The organism is Rhizobium sp. CFBP 13644, assembly GCF_014842165.1.
Taxonomy (GTDB): Bacteria; Pseudomonadota; Alphaproteobacteria; order Rhizobiales; family Rhizobiaceae; genus Agrobacterium; species Agrobacterium tumefaciens_C.
The window spans coordinates 184,283-210,094 of sequence record NZ_JACYVF010000006.1; the positions used below are offsets into that span (position 1 = coordinate 184,283).

Consider the following 25,812-nt stretch of genomic DNA (forward strand, 5'->3'; position numbering starts at 1 on the left):
CAAGACGACGCGGGGGGCGTCGTCGGGGGGAATTATGGGTATTGAAATTCTGTCTATAGGACTGCTCGTTGCCATGTTCATCATTGCAACGATACAGCCCATCAACATGGGTGCGCTTGCCTTCGCCGGTGCGTTCGTTCTCGGCACTCTCGTCATCGGCATGAAAACCAGCGATATTTTCGCCGGCTTTCCCAGCGATCTGTTTTTGACGCTGGTGGCCGTCACCTATCTGTTCGCCATTGCGCAAATCAACGGCACGATTGACTGGCTCGTCGAGGGTGCCGTTCGCATGGTTCGCGGGCGGGTTGGCCTCATCCCATGGATGATGTTCCTGATTGCCGCCGTTATCACCGGCTTCGGCGCTCTCGGGCCTGCTGCCGTCGCTATTCTTGCCCCTGTCGCATTGAGCTTCGCCGTCCAGTACCGGATCCACCCTGTCATGATGGGCCTTATGGTCATCCATGGCGCACAGGCGGGCGGTTTCTCGCCCATCAGCATTTATGGCGGCATCACCAACCAGATCGTTGAAAAGGCAGGGCTGCCTTTCGCTCCGACATCGCTGTTTCTCTCAAGCTTCTTCTTTAACCTTGCCATTGCCGTGCTGGTCTTCTTCGTCTTCGGGGGCGCAAAGGTGAAGAGCCAGGGCGCTGCCCCGTCCGACTTCCTGCCAGAACTGCATCCAGAGGGCGTAACCGCGGCCATCAGAGGCCATGGCGGCACACCCGCTTCACCCACACGCGAACATGCTTACGGAACCGCTGCCGATACCGCACCCAAGCTGCGCCTGAACAGTAAGCGCATCACGACACTCGTCGGCCTCATTGCTCTGGGTGTCGGCGCTCTGGTCTTCAAGTTCAATGTGGGTCTTGTTGCAATGACAGTGGCCGTCGTTCTGGCCCTGCTATCGCCCGAAACGCAGAAAGCAGCCATCGACAAGGTGAGTTGGTCAACCGTGCTGTTGATTGCAGGTATCATCACCTATGTCGGCGTTATGGAAAAGGCGGGCACGGTAACCTATGTGGCCGATGCCATTTCCAGCCTTGGCATGCCGCTTCTCGTAGCACTTTTGCTATGCTTCACCGGCGCAATCGTTTCGGCATTTGCATCCTCGACAGCCCTGCTCGGCGCCATCATCCCGCTTGCGGTTCCGTTTCTGCTGCAAGGGCATATCAGCGCAATCGGCGTTGTCGCAGCCATCGCGATTTCCACCACCATTGTCGATACCAGCCCGTTTTCGACAAATGGTGCACTGGTTGTTGCCAATGCGCCCGATAGTGAACGGCCCATGGTGCTGCGCCAACTCCTGATCTACAGCGCGCTCATCGCCATCATCGGGCCCGTCATTGCATGGCTCGTCTTCGTTGTGTCAGGCATCGTCTAACACCCGAAACACCTCAGACCAGAGACAATACAGGCCGGGATTTCCCGGCCTGTTACTTTTTGTGGAGTTTTTTGCGAGTCCGCCTCAGTCACGCAGCGATCGTCCTGCGAACCGGGACTTAAACGAGCCCGTACTGTATGGCTTTGTTGCGCAGGAACGACAGGCCGTTATCGAAGACCTCATCCGCATCCCGGGCCACGGGGCGCCAGGTGGAAATTGCGCCGGCCATATGGGCTGGCATGCCGGCGAAGCTTTCCAGCGTCAGGGCACCCTTGAAGCCGATGGCGGCGAGAGACGAAAAGATCGCGTCCCACGCTATGTTGCCATAGCCCGGCGTGCCTCGGTCACTCTCGGACATATGCATGTATTTGAGGTGGTCACGCGCCGCAAGAATGCCGTTGGCCAGACCCTTTTCCTCAATATTCATGTGGAACGTATCGAGATGGACGAAGACATTGTCCATGCCAATGCGCTCGACAAGGGCAACCGCCTGCTCAGCGGAATTGATCAGGTGACTTTCGTACCGATTGACCGCCTCGATGCCGAACTGCAATCCGAGCGATTTGGCATGGCGAGCAACTGCGCTCATCGCGCGGGTTACATTGTCGTACTCGGCCTGCGTAGGTGAAAACCCGGTTCGCTCGTTTGTGCCGCCATAGGTCACGCCTGTGAGTGCCTCGGCTCCCATTTCGGCGGCCTTATCCAGCGCAGTGGTAAGGTGGGCGATGGCCGCATCGGGGCGTACAGACGCCCAGGCTGGCTCCGGCAACACCAGCGAGCAGGCAGCTCGAAGCTTATGCTTTTCGAGCAGGCTGCGGGTGTGTTTCCCATCTGCGGACTTTGGATCGACCAGAGGTATCTCGATCAGGTCCTGTCCGTAACTGGCAGCTCCAGCGATAGCGCGCTCTGCGCCGGCATGGTCCCAGACCATGGTCCACATGGCCCCATGAATTCCAAAAGCTAGCACCTTATGTGTTCCTTTTGCAGGAGTAACGTAATCCGACCAGTCGCGGAAATAGAAGTTTACTCGGCGTCGCCCGTAACAACACCGACAAAGGGAAGTTCGCGGAACGCGTATGCGACATCCATTCCATAGCCGACGACGAAGTAATCGGGGCATTCGAAGCCAACGTAATCAGCCTCAAGCTGCTCCTTCCGCTTGACCTTCTTATCCAGCAGCACCGCGATGGAAACGTTGCGCGCGCCGCGCTCGTAAAGCAGTTCTTTTGCGAAAAGAAGCGTACGGCCAGATTCCAGAATGTCATCGATCAGAAGCACGTCACGATCTTTAACGTCGCTATCGATGTCCTTTACGATCCGCACACCTTGCGAAACCGTACCCGCGCCATAGCTGGACAGGGTGATGAACTCGACCTCGGGTGCGAGCCCGCTGTCGTGCAGAGCGCGGATGAGATCGGCTGCGAAAATGAAGGAGCCCTTCAGCACCGCAATGACGAGAAGGTCATTGGTTGGCCCTGTTGCAATGCGCTTGGCCATGTCACGATTGCGCTCTGCAATCTGCTCGGCGGTGTAAAGCGGCTCGATATTTTTTCCACGAACGACGGGCATGTTCTCTCCTGCGCTTTTCCGATATGTAGCCCTTCAGACTATCGCTCGGATCGAAACGAAGGGCGTCCGGTAGCACAATCAGTGCTCGGAAACACCTGCGCCAGCAAAAGAAAGCTTGATATCTGGCGTTTTTCCACCGGGATGGCGCAGTCTTGCCGAAAATCCGTACTGTCGGCCAGCCTTCATTTCAAGAACAGGAGGCTCGATCAGCATGCTTGCGACCTTTTCTCCCTTGGAGGCGAACAGATCGGCACGAATTGCCGGCACCGTTTGCAGCTCGGCGCTGTTGTTCTCGATGACACCGTTGATGACCAGCACGCCCATGCCGCCCGCATCCTGCGGGGCAATAGAAATATGGGTGATGGCCAGTGGATCAACAGGCGCTGCCGTGGCCGCACTCTGGTGAAGCACCATGGTAAATCCGCCTGATATGAAGAACACGCCGACGACAGCCGCCGCGACAATGGCCGAATAGCCATCGACAGACAGGCCGGACAGTTTCCGGTCAACCCGGTCGATCAGGGAGCGTACTGCACCCAGCGTCGATACGCGTTGCGGCCTTGGCTGTTGAAAAACCCGACGCCTGTTGTCGTTTCCGTAGTCACGAAAAGGCGTTTCCTTTATCGTGACAAACTCGGCGTCTATGATATCGGCATCATGACGTGTGCGCGCGGTTTTACGAATAGGCGCTTCAGGCATCAAAAGGTCGAGATCAAGTGTTGCGTGCCGGCGGGATGAACGGAACATACCCATGAAGTTCCCTCGGTCAGAGTTTCAGCCTCAAGAAACTTGGGCATTGAATGAAATCCTGCCTAGTCGTAAATTTAATTGGTTAATGCTTCGCAAAGATTGTGGGCTTAACATTCTCGACAGGCCTCTCCACGGGGCCAAAGCCCGGCAGTGCCGCACACTTCTCAAGACGAGAAACAAAAGACTGGAAGTTCGTTGATCCATTTTGAAAATGTCGGGTTGCGGTACGGCATGGGCCCGGAAATTTTGCGGGACATGACCTTTGACATTCCCAAAGGCTCATTTCAGTTCCTGACCGGCCCATCCGGTGCCGGAAAGACCACACTACTGCGCTTGCTTCTGATGTCGTTGCAGCCAACCCGTGGCCATATTCGGATGTTCAGCCGCGATGTGTCGCGCATTCCACGCAGTGAGCTGCCGCTGCTGCGCCGCCGCGTCGGCATCGTCTTTCAGGACTTCCGCCTGCTGGACCATCTGACGACCTATGAAAATGTGGCACTTCCGCTTCGCGTTCGGGGCAAGGAAGAGAGTGCCTATCGCAACGACGTCATCGAACTTTTGAAATGGGTTGGCCTTGGGGAACGTATCAATGTTCCGCCAGCCATTCTCTCCGGCGGCGAGAAACAGCGTGCCGCCATTGCGCGCGCGCTGATGGACCAGCCGGAAATCCTGCTGGCCGACGAGCCAACGGGTAACGTCGATCCGCCAATGGCCAAGCGCCTGCTCAATCTGTTTCTGGAGCTGAACCGGCTCGGCACTGCCGTTGTGATTGCAACGCATGACTTTGGACTGATGGATCAGGTGGATGCGCGGCGCATGATCCTGACGGAAGGGCGGCTCGACGTTTATGAATGAAGTAAACCGAAAGACGCTGAAGCCTGAACAGCAGCCAGCGCGCAAACTGCCGCAAATGCGCATCCGGCCGATGGCACCCATCCTGCCGCCCTCCAACATTCAGGGCAATGCCCTGATCGTCGTCATTGCCATCATGGCGTTTCTGGCCTGTCTCACGCTTGGCGGCGTCAGCATGGTCAGGGCAACCGCATCGACATGGCAAAGCCAGATTTCTCGCGAAGTCACCATCCAGATCAAGCCGGAAGAGGGTTTGGATATGGCTGCGGCATTGAACAAGGCGCGCAATCTGGCCCTGAAATTCGTTGGCACAAAGGAAGGCACGATCATGGATGAGGCGGCAACGAGCCGCCTGCTGGAACCATGGCTGGGCGCTGGGCTGGACCTGTCGGAACTGCCCGTCCCGCGCCTTGTCATCATTACGATCGATGAAAACAATCCACCCGATTTCGAAGCCTTGCGGGCCATGCTGAAAGCCGAGATTCCTCAGGCGACGCTCGATGACCACCGCACCTGGGTGGATCGACTGGTTTCCATGGCCCACACCACTGTCATGATCGGCCTTGGCATTCTTATCCTCGTCTTCAGCGCCATGGTCCTCACGGTCGTCTTTGCGACGCGCGGCGCTCTTTCCGGCAATCGCCATATTGTCGAAGTGCTGCATTTCGTCGGTGCAGAAAGCAGTTTTGTGGCGCGGGAATTCCAGAAGCACTTCCTGAAAATCAGCCTCAAGGGTTCCGGCGCTGGCAGCGCGCTGGCAGCTGGCGTGTTTCTGGCGGCAGGTTTCTGGCAAAGCCATACGCTTGCAACGCCCCAGAGCGATCAGGCCAGCGCCCTGTTCGGCACCTTTTCTGTCGGCATTGAAGGATATCTCGGCATTTTCGCAACGATGATCATTATCGCATTGCTGACGACGGTGACCGCCCGCCTGACTGTGATCCGCACCATCGATGACATCGACCGCGTCCGTTCGGACCCCTCAAAAAGCGAGGGTGTCTGAGCGCCTCATTCTGGCATAAACTGCCCGTTCCTTGCCTTAATCCGCGCTTATCGGTATCTGATGATAATGAGTCGAACCGACCCTGATGACCAATCGTCCCACACGCTGAGCAAAGGTTTGCTTTCGCGGCGTGGACGTTTGCGCAGGCTTGTCCGCGGTACACTTTTCATCAGCCTCGTCGTCATGGGCGCTGTCTTCGGCGGCTTTCTGTGGTTTGCAGATTCCGTGGCATCCATGCGCCCGCCATCCGGCGCCAAGGCAGATGCCATCATCGTTTTGACCGGCGGCTACCTCAGGATCGAACAGGCGGTCGGCCTGTTGCGGGACGGCGTTGGCAAACGTCTGCTCATATCGGGCGTCAATCCTGCCACTACGCGCGCGCAGATCCGTAAGACGACACAAAGTTCGGCCGATCTGTTCGCCTGCTGCGTGGATATGGGGTACCGCGCCGTCGATACGATCGGTAACGCCAATGAGGCGGCACAGTGGATCAAGGACAAGGGCTATGCGTCTGTCGTGGTGGTGACGAACAATTACCACATGCACCGCAGCCTTCACGAGCTGAGAAGCTCCAGCCCCGATACCAATTTCATCGCCTATCCCGTCATCAACTCGGATCTTGCCCGCACCAACTGGTTTTCTAACCCGGATGTGGTTCGGATCATGATCTATGAATATATCAAATTCGTCGCCGTTGCTGCACGGGATCTGACCGGCCTTGGAAAAGGTAACGGCTTGCGCAGCAACGTGTCAGCCGGATAATCGGTTACTATGGACAGCAGCGCGGCGGGGTCTTGCTGAAACACCCTGTTTTCGTGTAGGCGTTCAGCCCTGCGCACGGCACAGAAGATTGCTTCCTGTCGATGATACGGATGCGCCGGGAGAAGCTTTTTTCATGCTCAGACTGCGTTCAATCCTGTTCAACACCGCATTCTATATGAACCTCATATTGCGCATGCTGGTGTTGACGCCGATTTATTTCATCGTGCCGCGCAAGCTGGCTTTCGAAATACCCAAGGCCTGGGCCAGATCCAATCACTGGCTGATGGAAAAGATCGTTGGTACCACCTTCGAAATCGAGGGGCTGGAGAACATTCCTGAAACCGGCTGCATCTTCGCGCCCAAGCATCAGTCTTTCTGGGATACCTATGCGCTGCTGCCGAACCTCAAGGACCCCGTCTATATTCTGAAACGGGAATTGATGTGGATCCCGCTTTTCGGCTGGTATGTCGCCAAGCAGCGGATGATCCCGGTCAACCGTGCTGCCCGCGGAAAAGTCATGCTCAAGGTCATGGTTCGCGCCCGGGAAGAAATGGCCAAGGGCCGCGAACTCATCATCTACCCGGAAGGCACACGCCGTCCGCCGGGTGCTGAGCCGGAATATCGCTACGGTATCGCAAGGCTCTACCGCGATCTCAAGGTTCCCGTGGTTCCGGTTGCCATGCATCCCGGACTGTTCTGGCCACGCAGATCGACCCTGCGATATCCGGGACATTTCAAGGTTCGCATTCTGCCACCCATCCAGCCCGGTCTTGATCCCGATGTGTTTTTCAAGCAGTTGATCGAGGTGACGGAGAAGGCAAGCGACGAGCTGTTGCTGGAAGCTGCGCGCGATAATCCTTCCCTTCCAATGCCACCGACAGCGCTAAAGCGTCTCGCTGAGCTTCAGAGCAAGGCCGCAGACTGAGCCTCCACGCTTGCCGCGACCTTTTCCAGACCGACATCCCGAATGCCCATCTCCTGCAGATGCCGAACCGTGTTGAAAACATAATCGACATTGGGACCCGACTGGCCTGATGCGTGGCAGACGATGGTTGCCGCCTCGTTGAGCGCAAGCCCGCCAGCAAATTGCGCATGCGCAGGGTCTGCCACATAGGTCAAGGCCGGTTGCCGCCTGCCATCTGCCAATGCAACGGCAATGACGCGCTCCTTGTAAACATTGTTGATTAGCTCCCGCTCCCTCAAGTAGTGGAGCACGCTGTCCCGCTCGGCGTCCGCAATACGAAACGCAACACCATGGCAGGAGCCTCCCCGCTCCAGACCCAGCACAAGCCCGGGATTGGCGTCTGTTCCCCGATAGACATTCGAGCGAATGCAGAGCGAGCGGCGATAGCCGTGCAGCCGCGCCTGTTGTCGCTCCTCAAACGGGAAGCCGGGGTTCCACATCAACGAACCGTAGCCAAAGACCCAAAAATCGTCCATATCGCAAGCCAAATCAAATCACCTGTGTGTAACATTGGAGATCATCATGGCAGCGTCAAGCCAATCCCGTAGCGGAAGAAAATTCCTTTTTCTCGGGCTAGGGATAATAGTTTTCGTTGCCTTGTACACTGCGGGCTGGTTTTACGCCGCGCAGCGGCTTGAGGAAACCGTTATCCGCACGCTGGCACCGGGCGGTGCCGCAAGCGTTTCCGGCGAATGCAGCGATATCGCGCTGCGCGGCTTTCCATTCCGGATCGGCCTGTTCTGCTCCAAGGTCGAGGTAAAGGACACGCGCAACGACGTCACGGCATCCTTCGGTGCCCTGCGCTCGGCGGCGCAGATCTATGCGCCCGGCCACATCGTCTGGGAGCTGGACGGGCCCGCTTCGATCCAGACCGGCCACGGCCTCGCGGTGACGGCGCAATGGGCCAATCTCCAATCCAGCCTGACCACAAAACTCAAGGGCATTGATCGCACCTCGCTGGTGATCGACAACTTGAAAGCGCAGGCGGTTTCATCCGTCACATCCCAGACCATTGATTTCGATGCGGCCAAAACAGAAGTCTACCTCCGTCAAAACGGCCCCGATCTCGACGGCGCCATTACCCTGACGGACGCCGCAACCGTCATCAAGGACTGGCCTCAGCTTTTGCCACGGCTGAACGCCATTGCAGACATCACGCTTTCGGGCAAGGCCGGCATGATCGACGGCAGCGATGCTACCGGGCTTTATGGCGCGAGCGGTCAACTTCGCCGGGTGATGCTGGATATTGGCGATGGCCGCACCATGCGCATCAGCGGCCCGTTCTCCTTTGACGAAAAGGGCTATCTATCCGGCCAGTTCAAGCTGGAAATTGAAAAGCTCGGCGATTGGGCCAACAATGCCAAGCAGGCCTTTCCGCAACTGCAATCCACCATCGATACAGCCCGCAAGCTGCTCGGCGCCTTGGCCGGCGGCGGGGACAAGGCGTCGGTCGATCTGGTGGTGGACCGTGGCCGCGCGACCGTCAGCGGGTTCATACCGCTTGGAAAAATCCCACCGATCTGACGACCTGATGTGAAATGGACCGGAAAACGTCAGCTTTTCCGGTCCATCTATTCCATTTCGATTATTTTTTCTGGTCCAGCGTGTGGCGTCCGAAATCGGGCGTGTCCACATCCTGTCCGGCCTGCACGATGGAGCGGCGAATATTGCGGGTGCGGCTGAAAAGCTCGAACAGCTTGTCGCCCTCGCCCCAGCGAATGGCGCGCTGCAGATAGGCCAGATCCTCGGAAAAACGTGCCAGCATTTCCAGGATCGCATCCTTGTTGTGCAGGCACACATCGCGCCACATGGTGGGATCCGACGCCGCAAGACGGGTAAAATCGCGGAAACCGGACGCTGAATATTTGATGACTTCCGATTCCGTCACCGTACCCAGATCATCCGCTGTGCCGACAATGTTGTAGGCGATGATATGCGGAAGGTGCGACACGATAGCCAGAACCTTGTCGTGATGCTCCGGGTCCATATCATCGATACGAGAACCCAGCCTTTCCCAGAACTGTCTGAGCGATGCAAGGGCTTGAGGATCGGTGTCAGCCAAGGGCGTAAAAATGCACCAGCGATCTCGAAACAGGCCGGAGAAGCCGGCGTCGGGACCGGACTTTTCCGTGCCCGCCAAAGGATGGCCGGGAATGAAATGGACATGATCCGGCATATGAGGCGCCATTTGCGCGATCACGGACGCCTTTGTCGATCCGACATCGGTGACGATTGCGCCCGCTTTCAAATGGGGTGCGATCTGCTGCGCAACCATTTCCGACGCGCCAACCGGCACAGATACGATGACCAGATCGGCACCGTCGACCGCTTTGGCTGCTGAGGTCGTATAGGCTGTGCCGAGTTCCAGTTCTTCGGCCCGTTTCAGGGTCTCTTCACTGCGCGTGGAAATCACCACCTCGCCTGCAAGGCCCAGTTCCTTGATATCGCGTGCTATGGACGAGCCGATCAGGCCAATGCCGATCAGCGCGATCCGTTCAAACAGAATGTCGCTCATTTTCCCTGGCCCATGAAGTCCTTGAGCGCAGCAATCACGCCGAGATTTGCCTCGGCCGATCCCACCGTCATGCGAAGTGCATTGGCAAAGCCGTAACCGCGCACGGCCCGCAAGATGTAGCCACGACGTGTCAGGAATTCATCGGCATCGGCTGCACGCTTTCCATCCACATCAGGGAAATGGACGAGAATGAAATTGGTAACCGATGGCGTAAACTCCAAGCCAAGTTCGCTGAACGCCTTGGTCAGCGTTTCCATCCATTCCAGATTATGCGCCAAAGCCTGCTGCATGAAAGCCTGATCGCGGATAGCAGCCGCACCGGCGGCAATGGCAGGCGTGTTCATGTTGAAGGGACCGCGCACACGGTTCAGCGCGTCGATAATGGCCGCTGGTCCATACATCCAGCCAACGCGCAGCGCAGCCAGCCCGTAGACCTTGGAAAAGGTGCGAGTCATGACAACATTCTTGCTGCCGGAAACAAGCTCCAGACCTGCCTCGTAATCGTTCTTGCGAACATATTCCGCATAGGCCGCATCCAGAACCAGCATCACATGCGCGGGCAGACCTGCCTGCAGGCGACGAATTTCAGACACAGGAACATAGGTGCCGGTCGGATTGCCCGGATTGGCGATGAAGACCATCTTGGTCTTTTCGGTGACGGCAGCCAGTATGGCATCCACATCGACAGCGCAGTTGGTTTCCTTGACGGTAACCGGCGTGGCCCCCGCACCCATGATCTGGATGCGATAGACGAGAAAGCCGTGCTCGGTGATGATGGCCTCATCGCCTGTGCCCAGATAAACGTGGCAAAGCAGGCCGAGCAATTCGTCAGACCCGTTACCGCACATGATGTTGGCAGGGTTCAAGCCGTGCACATCTGCAATGGCCTGACGCAAAGCCGTTGCCTGACCATCGGGATAGATTTCGAGGTTGGACGCCGCAGCCTTGAAGGCCTCGATGGCCTTGGGGCTTGCGCCAAGTGGGGTTTCGTTGGATGAGAGCTTATAAACCTTCTCCACGCCCTCCGCATGCTCCTTACCCGGAACATAGGCGGCAATATCCAGAATGCCCGGACGTGGAACAGGTTGGCTAAGCTCTACACTCATTTGATCGACCTTTGAAAACACCGCAAATACAATGCCGAAGGCATTAGACAGGAAATGTCCTTTTGTCGAGGGTCACTGTGGCTTTCCGGGACCTTGCGACGTGCGTGTCGTTGGCATGCCTTGCGGCGCAAGCACAGGAACGAAAACGCGTCTCGACGACCTTTGGCTCACCGGCAAGCCCTGATAGAGCCGTTTTTGTGCCTCAACGACGATAACCCCTGAAAAAACCGGCCAGAGCTTGCGCCCGATGCTTTCGAGATAGCGCCGAAATTTCAACACAGACCGGACTTTCGTCGGCGGAAAGAACAGGGCTTCAGCCGAGGCACCCGGGGTAAAATTCGTTTCCCGCAACAGTGTCGTCAATTGCCCACGCGAATAGGGACGACCCGAGCCGAATGGCGTGTGCTCCACGCGTGCCCACACACCACGCCGGTTGGGAACAACGATCACCAGCCGCCCGCCGGGCGCCAGAACGCGCCAGAGTTCCTTCAGCGTTTCACGCGGGTTTTCAGCAAATTCCAGCGAGTGGACCATCAACACACGGTCGATGGAGGAATCGGGCAAGGGCAGCTCTTCGTCAAACACCAGCGCCGTCGAAGACACCTCGCCTGCGGGCCAGTTCACTGCCCCTTGGCCGGCGGGCATGAAGGCAAATGTCCGCTCCGTATCGTGACGAAAGCGATCCAGAAAAGGCACGGCATAACCGACACCTACCAGCCGCTCGTCCGGCAGCGGCGGCCACAGCGTCGATAGCGCCATGGTGATGGCCTGCTCGGCAGACCGGCCAAGCGGGGAATGGTAGAATTCGCGCAGATCGACAATGTCAGTATTCATTGTCAGAATGTAGCAGTCCCCGGTTGGACTTCAAGGCGTGGTGGCCTACATTGGGGAACCTATGGTCGATAGCGCAGCAATGATGGAGAAAAACATGAAGCCTTTGGAGATAGAGGTCTTTTTGTGCCGCAGCGATAATTTCGGTGTTTTGCTGCATGATAGCGAGACCGGTGCCACTGTTTCAATCGACGCACCGGAAAAAGCGCCCATCCTTGAAGCACTCAACCGGCGCGGCTGGAAGCTCACGCATATCTTCACCACGCACCACCATCAGGACCACGTCGAGGCCAATCTGGCGCTGAAGGAACGGTTTGACTGTGAAATTCGCGGGCCGCTGGATGAAGCCATTGCCATACCCGGCCTCGACCAGTCGGCATCCGATGGCGATGAGTTCGAATTTGCCGGTCGCCGCGTCAAAGTCATTGCCACGCCCGGCCATACCGCTGGACATATCTGCTTTTACTTCCCGGATGACGCCCTTCTGTTTGCAGCCGATACGCTGTTTCCCATGGGTTGCGGCCGCTTGTTCGAACGCCCGGCTGCCGACATGTGGCACTCCTTCCAGAAACTGATGGCGCTGCCCGATAATGTCAGCGTCTATTTCGGCCATGAATATACGCTGGCCAATGCGCGCTTTGCGCTGACCGTCGATCCCGATAACGCAATCCTCAAACAACGCGCCAGCGATGTGGAAGCCATCCGCAGCAAGGGCGAGTTCACCATTCCCACCACTATCGGAATGGAGAAGCAGACAAATCCTTATATGCGCGTGGCAGACAAGAATATCCGCGCGCATCTGGGCACGGTGGATGCAAGTGATGCGGACGTGTTTGCGGAGATCAGAACACGGAAGGACAACTTCTGATGAACCGTGAACCAGTCTCTGCAGCGGCCATTATTAAAGAACTTGACCTCAAGCCGCATCCAGAAGGCGGATTTTATCGACAGACATTTCGCGATGGCACGGGCGATGATAGAGGGCACTCGACGGCCATCTATTATTTGCTGGAAAAAGGCCAACGCTCCCACTGGCACCGCGTGACGGATGCGGCAGAGGTCTGGCACTATTATTCCGGCGCGCCGCTAGCGCTTCATATCAGCACAGATGGAAAGGCGACCGAAAAAGTCATCCTTGGTGCGTCGGTGCTGACAGGTGAAAGACCCCAAGCCATCGTTCCTGCCAATGGCTGGCAATCAGCCGAAAGCCTTGGAGATTTCACGCTTGTCGGCTGCACCGTCTCGCCGGGCTTCACATTCGACAGCTTCATCTTGGCAGAGCCCGGCTGGGAGCCGGGCTAAGCGGGATGGGCATTAGCGTCCGTATTTGGTGGCGGTGATGTAAACTTGGCCAACCTTGGTGGGTATGCGTGCATAAACCGGCGCATAGACATCCATGTTGCTGGCCTTCGCAAACCAGATCTCCATGGAAATCGATTTCAGATATTCGATATCCTTGCGTCCCTTGCGAAAGCCCGATTTCGGTACATAGCGTGCATTGCATACGATTGCGTCGCCGCTAAAGCCGTCGGTTGCAAACGGCTTGGTGCCGCCGGAACTCAACACCAGATCCAGCCGCGACTCGCCGTCATAAATCGGCAGACGGCTCGGGCAGATGCGTCCTCCGACGGGAAAGATAAGCCCTGAAATAGGGTCCAGCACCGAGCGCAGGTCGCGATCCTTCACATCGACCCAATTTTCGGGGCGTTGCTTCGGCTCGGGCTTTACCGTCGTGGAGGTCACATTGCCATTGCGGTATTGCACATCATAGGTGCGCGTCCGCTTCCCGTCCTTGTAAACCAGCGAATATTCGTTGGCCTGCATGCGGTTTCCACGCTTGGCACCGGATACGACGGTACGGCCGGAAATATCCTTCAGCACACTGGCAATGCCTGCCGAGTTGAACGAGCCTGAGATCGAATAGGTCGAGCCGTTCATGCGTGTGGAGAAGTTTGCCTTGGCAATCGGCAAAATGCCGAGATTGATGCTGTATTCGCTATCGTGCTGCGTTTCAGCAGCCAATGCAGGGGACAGGCTTACCAATGCAAATGCAGCGGCTGCGAAAAACCTTTGTGTCTTCACATTCATTCAGGTAACACCTCGACGAGCCGGGAAAGTTGTGCTCTGCGCCGATCATATACCCCTACTTATGGCAATAAAAAAGCGGAGTGACGTGGAAAACCAGCGAAATCGCTCACAAATGAGAGCGAGCGGCTTGACTGGAAGTCCCTGCCTGACTATAGAACCGCAACTTTCCAATCATTGCCAGTTGGATTGCTTACCGGATTTTGCCGGATAGTGAGCCACTGGTGAAACAGACGATAACAAATAGGTGTACCCATGTCCCGTGTATGCGAATTGACCGGCAAGGGCGTCCAGACGGGCAATAACGTCAGCCACGCCAACAACCGTACCAAGCGCCGGTTCCTTCCGAACCTCTGCCAGGTTACGTTGATCTCCGATTCTCTTGGCCAGCGCTTCCGTTTGCGCGTTTCTGCTGCTGCTCTGCGCTCTGTTGAGCACCGTGGTGGTCTTGACCTGTTCCTTCTGAAGTCTAGCGAAAGCGACCTTTCGATGCGCGCTCGTTTGCTGCGTCGCCAGATCGCCAAGAAGACCGTTGAAACAGCTGTTGCCGCTGCTTAATAGCAACGTCAGTATAACGAACTTTCAGAAGGCTTGAATGGCAATTGCCGCTCAAGCCTTTTGCTTGTTTCCGATCGCTCCAACTGGTGGCATCACCCAGGATAAAAAAATGCCCAATCTCAGATCTATGTTTGTTTACGTGGCACTGATGACACTCGTTGTCGTCGCGTCCAATGTCCTCGTCCAATACCCGCTCTCGGGTAACCTGTTTGGAATCAACCTCGCTGATCTTCTGACCTGGGGCGCATTTACCTATCCCATAGCCTTCCTGATCACTGATCTGACCAACCGGCAGTTCGGGCCATCCGTTGCCCGCCGCGTCGTGCTTGCTGGCTTCGTCGTTGGCGTGACCCTGTCCTTCTGGACATCCATGCCACGCATAGCCGTTGCGTCAGGGACGGCCTATCTTGTCGGGCAGTTGCTCGATATTTCAGTGTTCAACCGGTTGCGGCGTCAAAGCTGGTGGCGGGCGCCACTGGCAGGCTCCGTACTCGGCTCCATGTTGGATACAGCACTGTTCTTCTCGATTGCCTTTGCGACCACCTTCGCATTCATCGGTCCCAATGATGTGTTCGCAATCGAGCAGGCACCAGTTCTGGGTCTCTTCGCATGGGAAGCGCCACGCTGGATCTCCTGGGCACTCGGAGACCTCGCCGTGAAGGTGCTCATCGGCGTCATCATGCTGCTGCCCTACGGCGCATTGATGAGCAGCCTCAAACCGATGCCCCTTGAAAAAATGCGATAGAAAAAGCTGGCGCGCCAGCGCCACTTTGCAAGCATATCGGCCTTAATCTTGCTGGTTTTGTCGATATTCATTCTTTTCTTTAAGCTTATGCATAAATACTCGCCATAATTGCACTGTCACCCAGTTGCGAACAGTTCAATTTTCCGGCAATCTCGTCACAATTACAGGATTTGGAGTTCACGACATCATGAAGAAGTCACCCAACGCAACAGATATACACGTCGGCTCACGCATACGGTTGCGCCGCGTTATGTTGGGCCTGAGCCAGGAGAAGCTGGGCGATGGCCTCGGCATCACGTTCCAGCAGGTTCAGAAGTATGAAAAAGGCACGAACCGCGTCGGCGCAAGCCGGCTGCAGCATATTTCAGAACTTCTGGATGTGCATATTTCCTATTTTTTCGAGGGAACACCTGACGCGGCTGAAGATCGACCGGTGTCACCCCCCAGCATCTTGTCTCAGTTCCTGAATTCCAAGGAAGGCATTTCGCTTGCCAAGGCTTTTGCAGGCATTGAAGACAGCCGCGTGCGCCGCAGGGTGCTTGAGCTGGTTCAGTCCTTGAGCACCGCAAATGTGACGGATGCCCAGAAGACGACAGAGACCTCTGCCTCTATAGCTCACTGAGAGATATGGCCTTCCGCTTAGCGACTTTGGGGCGATGCAATCTTGAAGACGAGAGTGGGAACGTCATTAGCGTACCCACTCAATCCCTGCTACTCGCCGCTTACCTGTTCGATATGGGAAGGCCAGTTCAGCGTCGCGACGTCGCCAATTTTCTGTGGCCGGGCAATGCTGAAGTCGCATTGACGAATTTGCGATCGACATTGCGCCGGTTTCAGCTTGCGACCGGGCAATCACCATCACCTTTGATGAGCATCGACGCCACCACCGTCTCTCTCAACCGCGAGGTGGTCAGCTGTGATCTTGATGTGATGGCCCTGCCGACACCAGCGGAAAGGCTAGAGGCAGCGTGCAGTGCCGTGGCGATGCAGTTCCTGCCGTTGAGCGGAGCGGGTAAAACGCCTTTCGATGTCTGGGTTCGCGATGTCCGTTCAAGGCTGCTCGGCATCCTTCGGTCTCTCTTCATGCAAGGCGCTGGCTCGCAGGGCTCCAACGCAGATATCAATCCGGTCCTCAGACGTGCCGCCGTCCTGCTTCTGGAAGCAGACCCTAACGATCATGACATCAGGCGCATTGTGGCCTCTGGCCTCACCAATGCACCGGCAACCCCGCTGCCTGCCGTGCCGATATCGCACGAAGAACCCGAACAGACACCGTTTGTCGCTGGGAAACTCACCGCACATCCTCGCATTGCGCTTCTTCCTCCTCTGACGTCGAAAGAAGCCAATAAAGACGGATCGATTGCAAACGCCCTGATCGAGGATTTGACGATCGGCCTTTGCAGCAGCCGCACAGTCTCTGTCGTTGCGCCTTACACGTCCGAGCGGATTCAGGCATCCAAAGACAAGGCGGCAGTGCTTGAAAAACATAATGTTGTCTACGCGCTGGATAGCCGAAGAACCGACACGCACCTCTTCCTGCAGCTGATCTTTACTCCTACCGAAGAAATCATCTGGGCTGAGCGATTTGAACTATCGCCATTTTCCATTGCTGCCCACCGCGTCGAAATCGCATCTGCGGTTCAGGGGGCTGTAATGTCGCAAATCGGCATGCACCAGAACGCCTTCGGTGACTTCTCCAGTCGTCCCGAAGCATACTTCCTTTATCTCAAAGGCTTGCAGTCTCTCTCCAGCATCAATCTGCCATCCATCCGGCGCGCCAGAAAATATTTCAAAGAAGCGCTCGATCATGGAAATGACTTCCCCGAGGCGCTTGCTGGCATGTCGCGAACGCTTAGCATGGAGTGGGTGCTGACGGCCCGTGGCGACACCGAACTTCTGACCAAGGCGGAAGGCTTCGCCAGCACCGCCATAAAAGCCAGCGAGGTTTCCGCCAGCGGCTTCAAGGAACTAGGCGTCAGCCGCATGTTCATGGGCAGGATCGATGAAAGCCTCGATGCGCTCACGCAGGCTGAAATTCTCAGTCCGCAATATGCAGATGTGCTGTGCAGCCTGTCCGATAGCCTGATCCATGGAAGCGATCCTGCAAACGCGATGATCAAGATCAAGCAGGCCATTGCCCTCAATCCCATGGCTCCAGATCTTTATTACTGGGTTGCAGCCGGTGCCAGCTACTTTCTTCATGAGTTCGAACTTGCGCTCGAATACCTCAATCGCATGGCCCACAAGCGACCCGCAGCAAGGTTGGCAGCGGCTTGTCATGGCATGCTCGGTGATATTGACAGAGCTCGCGCTTTTCGGGCAAAGGTCTTTGAAGACAACCCAAGTTTTGATTTGGAGCGTTGGCTGGCGGTCCTCCCGCATAAGGAGCCGTGGCAGACTGAATTATATCGCAAAGGCCTCGAGAGAGCCGGATTTTAGGCAGGAATTTATGGCAAAAACAGTTATTCTTGGCATTACAGGTGAAACCGGCCTCTGGGTTGCCGATTTGCAGTCGGGAACCATCACGCCAGTCAATGGACAACTCTCAGGTGAGCTTTCCAATGCAGCATCCCTGCGCGGCGCGGGCGTTTCCCTGACCAAAGGCGTTGATCTGGCTATCGCGATCTCCACGTCGGACTTGCCCGCCACCGGCATCCATGAAGGTAACGACTAATCTTGCAGCTCGACAATTATCGGGCCTGCTCTCCTGGCGAAACTCTGACAAGGGTTTCGCCTTTTCTCTCTAGGCTGGGCATTACGCGGCTGGCACGCCAAACGGGCCTGGATAACATCGGCATTGCGGTGTGGTGCGCCTTTGCGCCCAATGCCAAGGCCATCGTGATCGCCCAGGGCAAGGGCATCGATGACAAGGCCGCCCAGACTTCGGCAGCAATGGAAGCCATAGAAAGGGCCGTGGCGACCAATCCCGCCTGTGAACGCATCATCACCAGCCGCGAAAAGCTGGAGGGAGCGGAGGATCACGTCAATACGCTCGATATTCTGCTTTCACCGCATGCGCCGCCCGTTGCGGCTGCCGAGGAGATCAAATGGACGCGCGCGCGTCATCTCTTGACCGGCGAAAGCCTGTGGCTTCCTTTTGCCGCTGTTCACCTTGACCGCACCATCGAGACACCTCGCTATTGGCAATCTTCTGACGGCCTTGCATCTGGAAACACGCGCAACGAAGCCATTCTCCATGCCACGCTGGAGCGCGTTGAGCGCGATGCCCTGACCCTGTGGCAAATGACCCCGGCCTCCAGGCGCTACCAGTCCGCCATCGATATTGAGGCGGCGTTAGAACCCGCTTTTCAGGATGTGCTCTCAAAAATTGCGCAAGCAGATCTCGATATCGCATTGTTCGATATCACCACCGATCTGGCCATTCCCTGTGTAGTCGCCTTGCTCGGCCCCAGGAAGAGAACGCCGCCCCGCGCCGTTCGTCACGTGGATTTGACCTATGGCGCAGGTGCCGCGACCTCTCCAGCAGTTGCCGCGATGCGTGCCATCACCGAAGCTGTGCAATCGCGGATGACATTCATTGCAGGTGCGCGTGATGATCTTTTGCCGGCTACCTTCTCCCGGCAGGCGGATGCAACCATGCTGGATGCGCTGGGTACAGCTCCGCGAAAGCGATTAGAAGACCTGCCGTCTCTCAGTACGACATCAACCGAACAGTCACTTGATATGGTGCTCGAGCAGCTGGAAAAATCAGGCATAGACCAGCTTTTTGCAGTTGATCTCAATCCCGAATGGCTTCCCGCTGCAGTCGTCAAGGTCTTTGCGCCGCAATTGGAAAACCCGGACGGCGAGCGGCACAGGCGTTTCGGCCCCCGCGCACTTTCGAAAGCATTGTGATGAAACTTGTCTTCGTCGGACCAAGCATGCCAAACGCACGCGACCTTGCTCCAACAGGCATCGAGATCCGCCCGCCCGCTTGCCAGGGGGATGTGATGCAGGCGTTGCAAGACGGGGCGACCGCCATCGGCTTGATCGATGGTCAGTTCGCAACGGCGGCACCGGTCTGGCACAAGGAATTGCTGTTTGCACTCTCGAGAGGCATTCCGGTCTTCGGTGCGGCCAGCATGGGTGCGCTACGCGCAGCGGAATGTGCTGCTTTCGGCATGATCGGCATTGGCCAGATCTACGAGGACTATGCATCCGGTGCGCGCGTGGACGATGCGGATGTCGCCTTGATCTATGGGCCCTCCGAACTCGGCTATCCACCCCTCAGCATTCCCCTTGTCAATGCAGAAGCCACAATCAGCAATATGTTGAGGGAGGGCGGGGTGAATGCCGAGCAATGTGAGGCGCTCCGTACAGCCGCGCAACGTCTTTTCTTCAAGGACAGGACGTGGAAAGCCATTGCTGCACTTTCTGGCATCGCGGTTGAAACGCTCGATGCCGCGCTCAAAGCGTGTTGGGTCGATCAGAAAAAACTCGACGCCATGGCGCTCATATCAGCGATTGAAAACAACGTGCCCGAGATGGCGCCCAGAGACTGGGACTTCAACGCGACGCCACTGTTTCGAAAGATGTATCTGACCGGTTACTAAGATGAGTAACTCTGCACGAAATCAAGCACTGCGTGTGCAACGGTTTTGCAACGCGCACATTGCGTCAGCACTTCGTAAGGTGGATCATCGCAATCCATACCAGATGAGCTCAATGATGACATCCTTCAGAACTGACGCCGAGATCAATGAACGCCAGGAAGATTTTCTCACTCTCATCAACATGTTGACCTACGCAGAAGGTGTTGCCGAGACATTGGGCGCGCCCTCTGCAAGCTGGTACATCGATGTTGCAAAACAGGCGTTGCAATCGGCCCTGCAAAGCGAAATCGAAGTCGACATGACAAATGCCGAGATCATCAATCTGGCATCGGTCCGCGCAGGCCACTGCTAGTTCGAAGCGTCCAAGACAAGCCTCCAGCACCAGAACAAGAGAATCCCTCTCGTTCTGGTTTTTTTTGATCAAATGAAAGCGGCCCTACACAGCCGCTGCCACGCAAATTTGTCAGGCAGTGGGCGCAGGGGGAAATTGAAGCGCGATGGCTCTGACCTCATCGGCCCAGGCGTGACGAGCTTCCGCCGTCGTCAGATTGTGGTCAGCATTCTCGATGAAAGCGATGCGGGGGCTGCCGTATCGAGACGTCAAAAGGCGTCCACGCGGCCCGAAGTTCGTTTCCAGCATGGCCGCACCAATATCGCCCTCAGTGAAAACAATCGACATCCGCGTGTCATTCGCCGCGATGGCGTTAAAATCCTGCGACAATTGATGGAATCGCGCTGACAGAAACGGAAAGCGCACCATGATGGGTGTCGCAAAAGACAGGGCCTTACCCATAATCATGGCCCAGAGATTGACGATGCCGTTTCGGACCCGAACCTCTCCCTTCAAGACCCTGCGCCAAAAGCTGCCGCGCAGAAGCTTTGCCCCGTAGCTGGCAAGCGGTTGCCGCGATGAAATCAGCAGCGCCTCAACATCCGCGTCCTGCGGAATGTAGAAGTCGAACACGTTGACGGGCACCACGCCGCTGAAGCGCCTGTCGCGCACGCCGCTTCGGAACGCTGCCCATCCGCCGCTGCAACGCCCCGTCACGACGACGGGCAGAAGCTTCTTCTCTGTGAGAAAATCCATCGCAGCATCGACATCTGCAAGCTGACCGTCGCCATAGATGATCTGATCCGGACGACCAGGCACCGCCGGACTGTCGGCAATATTGGCCATGTCGAAGCGAAGGCTCGCAATGCCGCTGCGCGCAAGATCCCGGCACAGATTGGCGGATATGCGGCCCCAGCCGGATGCCCGTTCATAACCCGTTGGCAGCACAAGAACCGTAGCACCCCGGCGGGGGCCCTCCGGCTCGCAAACAATCCCGTAAAGCCTGTCGCAATCGCCAAACCGGACAGGCGTTTCGGTAAAACCATCGCCCTTCTGACACGATGGCAAAGCCGCAGGCCATGCGGCACTCCCATCAGCACCGACAGCAACCCTGGTTGACATACTGCTTGCCCATTCAGCGATCGTGTTGATGGAAGCCGTTGGCGGCACCGAAAACAGCACGTCACGAATAAAGCGGTCATAGCCTTCGAATAGTTGGGCCTGAACATTCAGCCCCAATGTCTGGAGATGCTCGGCAAAGGCCGCGTCAGCAGGGCGATTTTCCTGCTGGAGCAAAAGAATATTTGCGACGGGTGCAGATGTGGCAGACGCGATGTTGAGCGTCTTCAACCCTTCCGTGACCGTCCGGGGTATCACCTGCTCGCCCATTGCGGGGCCACTTGCCGCAGTGCTGGTCGCAATAGCACCCTGATTGGCGATGCGGCTCAATGCCACGAATTCACGCAACCAGTGGCGACCCGAAAGAGCAGGCGCCGCAAGAACCAGACCCGAAACATCGTTCAGCTTTTCCGCTGCGCGCCAGGAAAGCGCGCCACCTATACCGTGTCCCACCAGCAGCAAGCGCTTTGCGCCGGAAAGATCCTTCAACGTTTTGCCAGCGGCAATGATGGTGTCGAGCCACACATCCAGACCCGCCGCGTAATCCGCGTGATCAAGTGCATCACCCGTGCCGGGATAGTCGAAACGCATGCTAGCAAGTCCGCGCTTCGATAGCTCGACCGCCAGCTTCTGCCAAAATTTTCGCGCACAAAGCTCCTCGAACCCCCAGGAGCCGACGAAGAGAACAGCCTTATCCGCAACGGTTGCAGGCACCTCACTCGCAGATGATTTGTTGTGCACCCATGCATTGGCAGGCCGGAACAGACCAATCGTTTCTGCAAACGCGACGGGGTAATCGGCAGAAAACTGCGCGGTGTCACCCTCCTCGTTCAGCAGTTTAAAACCGGCATTCATGTCCCACCCCCAAGCAGTTTTCTCAAGCAACAGCGGCGCACCATGACCTATTGGCGTTAAACAATGCTTGCAACGGGACTTTACTTCTCCCCCAACGCAAGTTTTGCGTTAGTTTTCGCTGTAAGGCTTTTAGCTTTTGCTGCGATGAGGATATCATTGAGCTTATGATAATATCCCGATACTTCAGATGTTCCGGGAAAATCATTGATTCCGGGAAAATGCGTATCCCTCTCATCCCACCAATTCGCACGCCCGATTGCAAGCGCACGCCCCATGGTCTGGATCAACGCATCCTCATGGTCAGGATCATAGCACCAGCCCGTTCCCATATCCCGCAGGATTTCAGGCGTGCCGCCTCGCTCGGTTCCGATCACCGGCACACCATAGGACGCCGCCTCCATCAGGATAAGACTTTGCGGTTCGTGCCAGCGCGATGGCAGAACAACGACATCGGCCCGCTTGTAAACCTCTTCCGGGGCGACAAAGCCGAGAAACTTGATGGGTGCGTTGCCCACAAGCGATTTGAGGTGCTGCTCATAATCCTGCCTGCCCCTTCCGGCAACCAGCAGGGTGGCGGGCTCATTCTGGGGAAGCTGCAGAAACGCCTTGATCAGGTCTTCGATACCTTTTTCTTCCGCAAGCGCGCCCAGATATCCAAAGGTGAAGATGTCACTGTTGCCAGTCCTTCGGCCCATCAGCCCTGCATCAAACAGGGTTTTGCTGCGGTTGGCATTCAAAAGAACATGCCAATCCGCCTGGGGTAGAACGTCATTGCGCACAAATCTCCGGCGCAGGGCATCGCTGACGGAAATCGCCGTGACGCCCTCGCCCTTGCTGGATTTGATGCGCGCGGTCAGAATGCGGCATTCGATACAGGGGTTTTCACAATTGCCAGTGCTTCGGAACATGCTCGATTTGGGGCAGAGCAGAGCGTAATCGTGCAGATGCAGGCAAAGCGGAATTCCCAGCGTGCTGGTGGCCTCAAAGATTGCAGGCTGCATTCGTGCTGAATTATGCGCGTAGACGAGATCGACCTTCTCGCGCTCCAGCAAAGCCTTGACCTCGTTGGCAGAGGTTGCACCCAGCGCGCTGCGAATATGCCAGGCCAGTTTGGTCAGCTTGCCAACCGATGGCTTGCGCGGACCGGGGAGATAGGAGTTGTTCCAGTTGACACGCACAACCCGGATGCCATCGGCATTGGTGCTCTCGCCGGGCGGCGCGATATCATCACCTTCCAGCCCCAGCGAAAGAATGAAAACCTCATGGTAGCGCGAAAGCTCCAAAGCGCACATACGAGCCACGATTTCGGCCCCCCCCTCCTCCTGGGGCGCAAATGTCTGTGCGACGATACAGATTTTCATGCTTCTCATTGTCTCCATTCGGCAGATATCACCGCCAAGATATTGGATGCCACTTTATTTCAGCAGGAGTAAACATAGCATCAAAGACCTGAAATCGCTTTGAGAAGGGAGTTTGCGCTCCGATCCCAGGAAAACTCTGCGGCACGCAGGTGACCCTGCGCAATCATGTCACCCCGCAATTGCGGATTCGCTGTCAGATCCCTTATCGCCCGCACAATATCATGGGCGTTGTGCGGATCGAAATACAATGCGGCGCGCCCGCAGACTTCCTGCGCAGGCTCTATGCTGGATGACAGAACCGGGCATCCGAGAAGCATCGCTTCAAGCGGCGGAATGCCAAAACCTTCGTAAAGGCTTGGAAAAAGCAGCGCTGCGGCATTTGCGTAGAGTGCGACAATTTCTTCATCGGTCAGGCGTCCAGTAAAGATGACGCGGTCAGTTCCGGGGCTGTTGCTTGCATCCTGCGCATCCCCGTTGAAAACGCTCGATGCCGTCGCACCCACCACCACAAATTGAGGTGCCTCGCCACCCATGCTGCCGATGGCCTCAACGGCACGGTGAATATTCTTGTTCGGGGTCGGCGACCCCACAAACAGCAGATAGGTTTGCGGTACGAGATTCAAGCGGTTCAACACCGTCTCATCAGACTGGATAGAGGCCAGATGTTCACAGCTATTGGGAATGACCGAGACGTTTTTTGCGCCGATCGTCTCCGCCAGTTCCCGTTTCGAAAATTCCGAAACGGTTGCGATGCGTCCGCGCCTGGAAAGAACGTGTCCGAGCGTTCCGTGCACGGCCCGATAAGGACGCGAGAAATTCTCGGGCGTTCGAAATATCATGGCATCGTGAATAACGGTCAGACTTCTGCCATGCAGCACAGGCCCGCTATTGCACAGATTGATAAGCCGTCCCCGCCGAGATGCGGCATAGAGCTGGGTCTGTTCCCAGATGTGACCGGAAAGCCCACCAGTGTTTTGCTGCCTGATAGCCGAAAGGTCGAGATCGCGAGGTGCATTCTCTGGCGCGAGCAAGACCCAGTCTTCGGAAGCTTTCTGGCTTGCCAGATGCCGATCGAGCGCCTTGACGATCTCGCGTGCGAAACGCTGTACACCACTGGTTTTCTGGGTCAGGAACCGACCATTGATAAATGTCGTCATGCGATCCTGCGTCTTTCAGCGGGCAAATCATCCATGATGCGCTGATAAACCTCCATCAGCTCCCTGTTGGTACGCTCGCTTCGGTAACGGTCGAGAAAGCGGACGTGACCAGCCTCGCCCATCTGCGCCCACTCATCCTTGTCGCGAGACAGGATGGCGACGGCCAGTGCCTCATCGTTACCTGGCGGAAAAAGCACGCCGGTTTCACCGTGGCTGACAACGGTTTGCAGCCCGCCGACAGCCGAAGCGATGACGGGTTTTCTAGAACGCATCGCCTCCAGAGCCACCAGTCCGAAACCTTCCCAGCGCGATGGCATGGCGACAACATCGCAAACGGCCAGATGACCGGCGATGTCTTCCGCAGATTTCCAGCCCAGAAACTCGACATTGGGCGGCATGGAGGTGGTGAGATCATTTTTCGTCGTGACATGCGACCCGATCACCCGAAACACGGCCTTGTCTTTCAGGGATGCAGCCGCTTTCAACAGGATATCGACGCCTTTTTGCCGGTCCAGCCGGCCGATAAACAGCACTCTTATGCGCGCATCGCTCCATTCTACTGGCGTTGCGACAGGAATTTTTGTCGATATCCCGTTTTCAACCACCTGCATTCGCGCGGCAGGAATACCGGCTTCAATGCCCTGCCGATATTCATGGCCTGAAATGGCGACGATTACTTTTGCCAGAGGTGACAGAAGCCGCTCCGCCCAGCGAACGGGGTGGCGCATATAGAATGGCGTTTCCATTTCAAACGCCCAGCCATGCGGACAATAGACGACAGGTGGAAATTTGCCCGGTAATAAGGTGAGCAGGCGCACGACGCCACCTGCCAGCGTGGAGTGCGCGTGAATGATGTCAGGCTGAAATGTCTTGACCTCATTCCACACGGCGCGCGCCAGACCCGGCAAAACGGTTGACCGGCTTCGTCGCGCGAAGGTGGCCACGCAGGCCTGCGGAATGTCGCGGAGAAAGCCGCTATGATCATCGGGCACAAGAGCCCGCACATTATGAGCGCCCAGCGCTTTGATCTGCTTGGGAGCTATCTCGTTAAAATAGGTCGCAGGTCCACCCGGCAGGGTCTCAAAAACATGCAGAATCCTCATGATCCACCTCTTCAACGGCATTGGATCAAAGATGTCCTGCCCTATCCCAGAGACTTAAAGCGCAATTTTCTTAATCAAGACGAAATATCGACGGGGAAAAAGGCATTCGCTTCACTCCACTGAAGATTGCGGTAAACGTTTCCCGAACACAACGGCTGATCATTTTATTGTGTTGGGCGAGGAAAAGAGAAAATCTGAGGCGGCGCTGTTCAATA

28 protein-coding genes are annotated in these 25,812 nt (G+C 56.7%); 16 read left to right on the forward strand and 12 right to left on the reverse strand.

Annotated elements, in window-relative coordinates; all coding sequences use genetic code 11:
- Positions 1–34: 34 nt before the first annotated feature.
- Positions 35–1,381 (forward strand): SLC13 family permease, encoded by a 1,347-nt coding sequence (locus tag IFT53_RS16160; protein ID WP_192066076.1) that lies wholly within the window; start codon positions 35–37, stop codon positions 1,379–1,381.
- Positions 1,382–1,499: 118 nt separating this feature from the next.
- Here IFT53_RS16160 and IFT53_RS16165 read toward each other — a convergent pair whose 3' ends face one another.
- The 3 genes from IFT53_RS16165 to IFT53_RS16175 all read right to left on the reverse strand — a co-directional run bounded on the left by IFT53_RS16165 (position 1,500) and on the right by IFT53_RS16175 (position 3,697).
- Positions 1,500–2,348, reverse strand: a complete 849-nt coding sequence (locus tag IFT53_RS16165; RefSeq protein WP_192066074.1) for a TIM barrel protein — start codon at positions 2,346–2,348, stop codon at positions 1,500–1,502.
- A 56-nt stretch (positions 2,349–2,404) separates the two neighbouring features.
- The gene (gene hpt, locus IFT53_RS16170; protein WP_042616823.1) at positions 2,405–2,950 is read right to left on the reverse strand and encodes a hypoxanthine phosphoribosyltransferase; all 546 of its coding nucleotides are present in this window, start codon (positions 2,948–2,950) and stop codon (positions 2,405–2,407) included.
- A 78-nt stretch (positions 2,951–3,028) separates the two neighbouring features.
- A complete protein-coding gene (locus IFT53_RS16175; RefSeq protein WP_192066300.1) occupies positions 3,029–3,697 on the reverse strand; it encodes a hypothetical protein in 669 nt (222 codons plus the stop codon).
- Positions 3,698–3,895: 198 nt separating this feature from the next.
- Between IFT53_RS16175 and ftsE the strand changes: the two genes are divergently transcribed.
- From ftsE to IFT53_RS16195, 4 genes are all read left to right on the forward strand, one after another.
- Positions 3,896–4,555: a cell division ATP-binding protein FtsE gene (gene ftsE / locus IFT53_RS16180; RefSeq protein ID WP_042616821.1), complete on the forward strand. Its 660-nt coding sequence runs from the start codon at positions 3,896–3,898 to the stop codon at positions 4,553–4,555.
- Complete coding sequence (locus IFT53_RS16185; protein ID WP_042616820.1) at positions 4,548–5,552, forward strand: cell division protein FtsX; 1,005 nt, start codon at positions 4,548–4,550, stop codon at positions 5,550–5,552. Before ftsE ends, IFT53_RS16185 begins: the two co-directional genes overlap by 8 nt.
- 60 nt (positions 5,553–5,612) lie before the next feature.
- A complete protein-coding gene (locus IFT53_RS16190) occupies positions 5,613–6,314 on the forward strand; it encodes a YdcF family protein (protein WP_192066072.1) in 702 nt (233 codons plus the stop codon).
- Positions 6,315–6,447: 133 nt separating this feature from the next.
- Complete coding sequence (locus IFT53_RS16195; RefSeq protein WP_192066071.1) at positions 6,448–7,239, forward strand: lysophospholipid acyltransferase family protein; 792 nt, start codon at positions 6,448–6,450, stop codon at positions 7,237–7,239.
- On the opposite strand, the gene IFT53_RS16200 is transcribed toward IFT53_RS16195, so the two are convergent.
- A complete protein-coding gene (locus IFT53_RS16200) occupies positions 7,218–7,754 on the reverse strand; it encodes a gamma-glutamylcyclotransferase (protein ID WP_192066069.1) in 537 nt (178 codons plus the stop codon). The genes IFT53_RS16195 and IFT53_RS16200 overlap by 22 nt on opposite strands.
- A 46-nt stretch (positions 7,755–7,800) precedes the next feature.
- Here IFT53_RS16200 and IFT53_RS16205 point away from each other — a divergent pair, with 46 nt between their 5' ends.
- Positions 7,801–8,802: a DUF2125 domain-containing protein gene (locus IFT53_RS16205; RefSeq protein WP_192066067.1), complete on the forward strand. Its 1,002-nt coding sequence runs from the start codon at positions 7,801–7,803 to the stop codon at positions 8,800–8,802.
- A 61-nt stretch (positions 8,803–8,863) separates the two neighbouring features.
- Here the strand turns inward: IFT53_RS16205 and IFT53_RS16210 are convergent, their stop codons facing one another.
- The 3 genes from IFT53_RS16210 to IFT53_RS16220 form a co-directional block, all read right to left on the reverse strand.
- Positions 8,864–9,793 carry a prephenate/arogenate dehydrogenase family protein gene (locus IFT53_RS16210; protein WP_192066066.1) on the reverse strand — a complete coding sequence of 310 codons (930 nt, stop codon included), beginning with the start codon at positions 9,791–9,793 and terminating at the stop codon, positions 8,864–8,866.
- Entirely contained in the window at positions 9,790–10,899 is a 1,110-nt protein-coding gene (gene hisC, locus IFT53_RS16215) for a histidinol-phosphate transaminase (RefSeq protein ID WP_192066064.1), read from the reverse strand. Before hisC ends, IFT53_RS16210 begins: the two co-directional genes overlap by 4 nt.
- Positions 10,900–10,971: 72 nt before the next feature.
- The gene (locus IFT53_RS16220) at positions 10,972–11,733 is read right to left on the reverse strand and encodes a class I SAM-dependent methyltransferase (protein ID WP_192066062.1); all 762 of its coding nucleotides are present in this window, start codon (positions 11,731–11,733) and stop codon (positions 10,972–10,974) included.
- 94 nt (positions 11,734–11,827) lie between these two features.
- Here IFT53_RS16220 and gloB point away from each other — a divergent pair, with 94 nt between their 5' ends.
- Both gloB and IFT53_RS16230 read left to right on the forward strand, forming a co-directional pair.
- The gene (gene gloB / locus IFT53_RS16225) at positions 11,828–12,598 is read left to right on the forward strand and encodes a hydroxyacylglutathione hydrolase (RefSeq protein WP_192066060.1); all 771 of its coding nucleotides are present in this window, start codon (positions 11,828–11,830) and stop codon (positions 12,596–12,598) included.
- The gene (locus IFT53_RS16230; protein WP_192066058.1) at positions 12,598–13,032 is read left to right on the forward strand and encodes a cupin domain-containing protein; all 435 of its coding nucleotides are present in this window, start codon (positions 12,598–12,600) and stop codon (positions 13,030–13,032) included. The genes gloB and IFT53_RS16230 overlap by 1 nt, the downstream gene beginning before the upstream one ends.
- Before the next feature lie 12 nt (positions 13,033–13,044).
- Here the strand turns inward: IFT53_RS16230 and IFT53_RS16235 are convergent, their stop codons facing one another.
- Entirely contained in the window at positions 13,045–13,818 is a 774-nt protein-coding gene (locus IFT53_RS16235; protein ID WP_192066056.1) for a DUF3108 domain-containing protein, read from the reverse strand.
- Positions 13,819–14,070: 252 nt separating this feature from the next.
- On the opposite strand from IFT53_RS16235, the gene rpmB reads away from it, so the two are divergent.
- The 8 genes from rpmB (at position 14,071) to IFT53_RS16275 (ending at position 20,023) form a co-directional block, all read left to right on the forward strand.
- Entirely contained in the window at positions 14,071–14,373 is a 303-nt protein-coding gene (rpmB, locus tag IFT53_RS16240; protein WP_042616811.1) for a 50S ribosomal protein L28, read from the forward strand.
- A 109-nt stretch (positions 14,374–14,482) separates the two neighbouring features.
- Positions 14,483–15,118: a queuosine precursor transporter gene (locus tag IFT53_RS16245; RefSeq protein ID WP_192066055.1), complete on the forward strand. Its 636-nt coding sequence runs from the start codon at positions 14,483–14,485 to the stop codon at positions 15,116–15,118.
- Between the two features lie 187 nt (positions 15,119–15,305).
- The gene (locus tag IFT53_RS16250; protein WP_042616810.1) at positions 15,306–15,740 is read left to right on the forward strand and encodes a helix-turn-helix domain-containing protein; all 435 of its coding nucleotides are present in this window, start codon (positions 15,306–15,308) and stop codon (positions 15,738–15,740) included.
- 113 nt (positions 15,741–15,853) lie between these two features.
- Complete coding sequence (locus IFT53_RS16255) at positions 15,854–17,557, forward strand: hypothetical protein (RefSeq protein ID WP_244656546.1); 1,704 nt, start codon at positions 15,854–15,856, stop codon at positions 17,555–17,557.
- A 10-nt stretch (positions 17,558–17,567) separates the two neighbouring features.
- The gene (locus IFT53_RS16260) at positions 17,568–17,792 is read left to right on the forward strand and encodes a hypothetical protein (protein WP_192066053.1); all 225 of its coding nucleotides are present in this window, start codon (positions 17,568–17,570) and stop codon (positions 17,790–17,792) included.
- A gap of 2 nt (positions 17,793–17,794) precedes the next feature.
- Complete coding sequence (locus IFT53_RS16265) at positions 17,795–18,973, forward strand: YcaO-like family protein (RefSeq protein WP_192066051.1); 1,179 nt, start codon at positions 17,795–17,797, stop codon at positions 18,971–18,973.
- A complete protein-coding gene (locus IFT53_RS16270; protein ID WP_192066297.1) occupies positions 18,973–19,671 on the forward strand; it encodes a TfuA-like protein in 699 nt (232 codons plus the stop codon). Before IFT53_RS16265 ends, IFT53_RS16270 begins: the two co-directional genes overlap by 1 nt.
- Before the next feature lie 115 nt (positions 19,672–19,786).
- Positions 19,787–20,023: a hypothetical protein gene (locus IFT53_RS16275; protein ID WP_042616805.1), complete on the forward strand. Its 237-nt coding sequence runs from the start codon at positions 19,787–19,789 to the stop codon at positions 20,021–20,023.
- A 111-nt stretch (positions 20,024–20,134) separates the two neighbouring features.
- Here the strand turns inward: IFT53_RS16275 and IFT53_RS16280 are convergent, their stop codons facing one another.
- From IFT53_RS16280 to IFT53_RS16295, 4 genes are all read right to left on the reverse strand, one after another.
- Positions 20,135–21,976 carry an alpha/beta hydrolase gene (locus tag IFT53_RS16280; protein WP_192066049.1) on the reverse strand — a complete coding sequence of 614 codons (1,842 nt, stop codon included), beginning with the start codon at positions 21,974–21,976 and terminating at the stop codon, positions 20,135–20,137.
- Positions 21,977–22,056: 80 nt separating this feature from the next.
- Positions 22,057–23,337, reverse strand: a complete 1,281-nt coding sequence (locus IFT53_RS16285; RefSeq protein WP_192066047.1) for a glycosyltransferase — start codon at positions 23,335–23,337, stop codon at positions 22,057–22,059.
- A gap of 80 nt (positions 23,338–23,417) precedes the next feature.
- Positions 23,418–24,494 carry a glycosyltransferase family 4 protein gene (locus tag IFT53_RS16290; RefSeq protein WP_192066045.1) on the reverse strand — a complete coding sequence of 359 codons (1,077 nt, stop codon included), beginning with the start codon at positions 24,492–24,494 and terminating at the stop codon, positions 23,418–23,420.
- Entirely contained in the window at positions 24,491–25,597 is a 1,107-nt protein-coding gene (locus tag IFT53_RS16295) for a glycosyltransferase family 4 protein (RefSeq protein ID WP_192066043.1), read from the reverse strand. Before IFT53_RS16295 ends, IFT53_RS16290 begins: the two co-directional genes overlap by 4 nt.
- Positions 25,598–25,812: the final 215 nt, after the last annotated feature.

Excerpts from the sequence above, each read along its gene's own strand:
- IFT53_RS16160 (WP_192066076.1), top strand. The coding sequence starts at position 35 with ATGGGTATTGAAATTCTGTCTATAGGACTGCTCGTTGCCATGTTCATC.
- IFT53_RS16285 (WP_192066047.1), bottom strand. The coding sequence starts at position 23,337 with ATGAAAATCTGTATCGTCGCACAGACATTTGCGCCCCAGGAGGAGGGG.
- hpt (WP_042616823.1), bottom strand. The coding sequence starts at position 2,950 with ATGCCCGTCGTTCGTGGAAAAAATATCGAGCCGCTTTACACCGCCGAG.
- IFT53_RS16280 (WP_192066049.1), bottom strand. The coding sequence starts at position 21,976 with ATGAATGCCGGTTTTAAACTGCTGAACGAGGAGGGTGACACCGCGCAG.
- IFT53_RS16185 (WP_042616820.1), top strand. The coding sequence starts at position 4,548 with ATGAATGAAGTAAACCGAAAGACGCTGAAGCCTGAACAGCAGCCAGCG.
- IFT53_RS16255 (WP_244656546.1), top strand. The coding sequence starts at position 15,854 with ATGGGAAGGCCAGTTCAGCGTCGCGACGTCGCCAATTTTCTGTGGCCG.
- IFT53_RS16275 (WP_042616805.1), top strand. The coding sequence starts at position 19,787 with ATGACATCCTTCAGAACTGACGCCGAGATCAATGAACGCCAGGAAGAT.
- IFT53_RS16230 (WP_192066058.1), top strand. The coding sequence starts at position 12,598 with ATGAACCGTGAACCAGTCTCTGCAGCGGCCATTATTAAAGAACTTGAC.
- IFT53_RS16260 (WP_192066053.1), top strand. The coding sequence starts at position 17,568 with ATGGCAAAAACAGTTATTCTTGGCATTACAGGTGAAACCGGCCTCTGG.
- IFT53_RS16205 (WP_192066067.1), top strand. The coding sequence starts at position 7,801 with ATGGCAGCGTCAAGCCAATCCCGTAGCGGAAGAAAATTCCTTTTTCTC.
- IFT53_RS16175 (WP_192066300.1), bottom strand. The coding sequence starts at position 3,697 with ATGTTCCGTTCATCCCGCCGGCACGCAACACTTGATCTCGACCTTTTG.
- IFT53_RS16200 (WP_192066069.1), bottom strand. The coding sequence starts at position 7,754 with ATGGACGATTTTTGGGTCTTTGGCTACGGTTCGTTGATGTGGAACCCC.
- IFT53_RS16295 (WP_192066043.1), bottom strand. The coding sequence starts at position 25,597 with ATGAGGATTCTGCATGTTTTTGAGACCCTGCCGGGTGGACCTGCGACC.
- hisC (WP_192066064.1), bottom strand. The coding sequence starts at position 10,899 with ATGAGTGTAGAGCTTAGCCAACCTGTTCCACGTCCGGGCATTCTGGAT.
- rpmB (WP_042616811.1), top strand. The coding sequence starts at position 14,071 with ATGTCCCGTGTATGCGAATTGACCGGCAAGGGCGTCCAGACGGGCAAT.
- IFT53_RS16270 (WP_192066297.1), top strand. The coding sequence starts at position 18,973 with ATGAAACTTGTCTTCGTCGGACCAAGCATGCCAAACGCACGCGACCTT.
- gloB (WP_192066060.1), top strand. The coding sequence starts at position 11,828 with ATGAAGCCTTTGGAGATAGAGGTCTTTTTGTGCCGCAGCGATAATTTC.
- IFT53_RS16245 (WP_192066055.1), top strand. The coding sequence starts at position 14,483 with ATGCCCAATCTCAGATCTATGTTTGTTTACGTGGCACTGATGACACTC.
- IFT53_RS16290 (WP_192066045.1), bottom strand. The coding sequence starts at position 24,494 with ATGACGACATTTATCAATGGTCGGTTCCTGACCCAGAAAACCAGTGGT.
- IFT53_RS16190 (WP_192066072.1), top strand. The coding sequence starts at position 5,613 with ATGATAATGAGTCGAACCGACCCTGATGACCAATCGTCCCACACGCTG.
- IFT53_RS16220 (WP_192066062.1), bottom strand. The coding sequence starts at position 11,733 with ATGAATACTGACATTGTCGATCTGCGCGAATTCTACCATTCCCCGCTT.
- IFT53_RS16195 (WP_192066071.1), top strand. The coding sequence starts at position 6,448 with ATGCTCAGACTGCGTTCAATCCTGTTCAACACCGCATTCTATATGAAC.
- IFT53_RS16250 (WP_042616810.1), top strand. The coding sequence starts at position 15,306 with ATGAAGAAGTCACCCAACGCAACAGATATACACGTCGGCTCACGCATA.
- IFT53_RS16210 (WP_192066066.1), bottom strand. The coding sequence starts at position 9,793 with ATGAGCGACATTCTGTTTGAACGGATCGCGCTGATCGGCATTGGCCTG.
- IFT53_RS16235 (WP_192066056.1), bottom strand. The coding sequence starts at position 13,818 with ATGAATGTGAAGACACAAAGGTTTTTCGCAGCCGCTGCATTTGCATTG.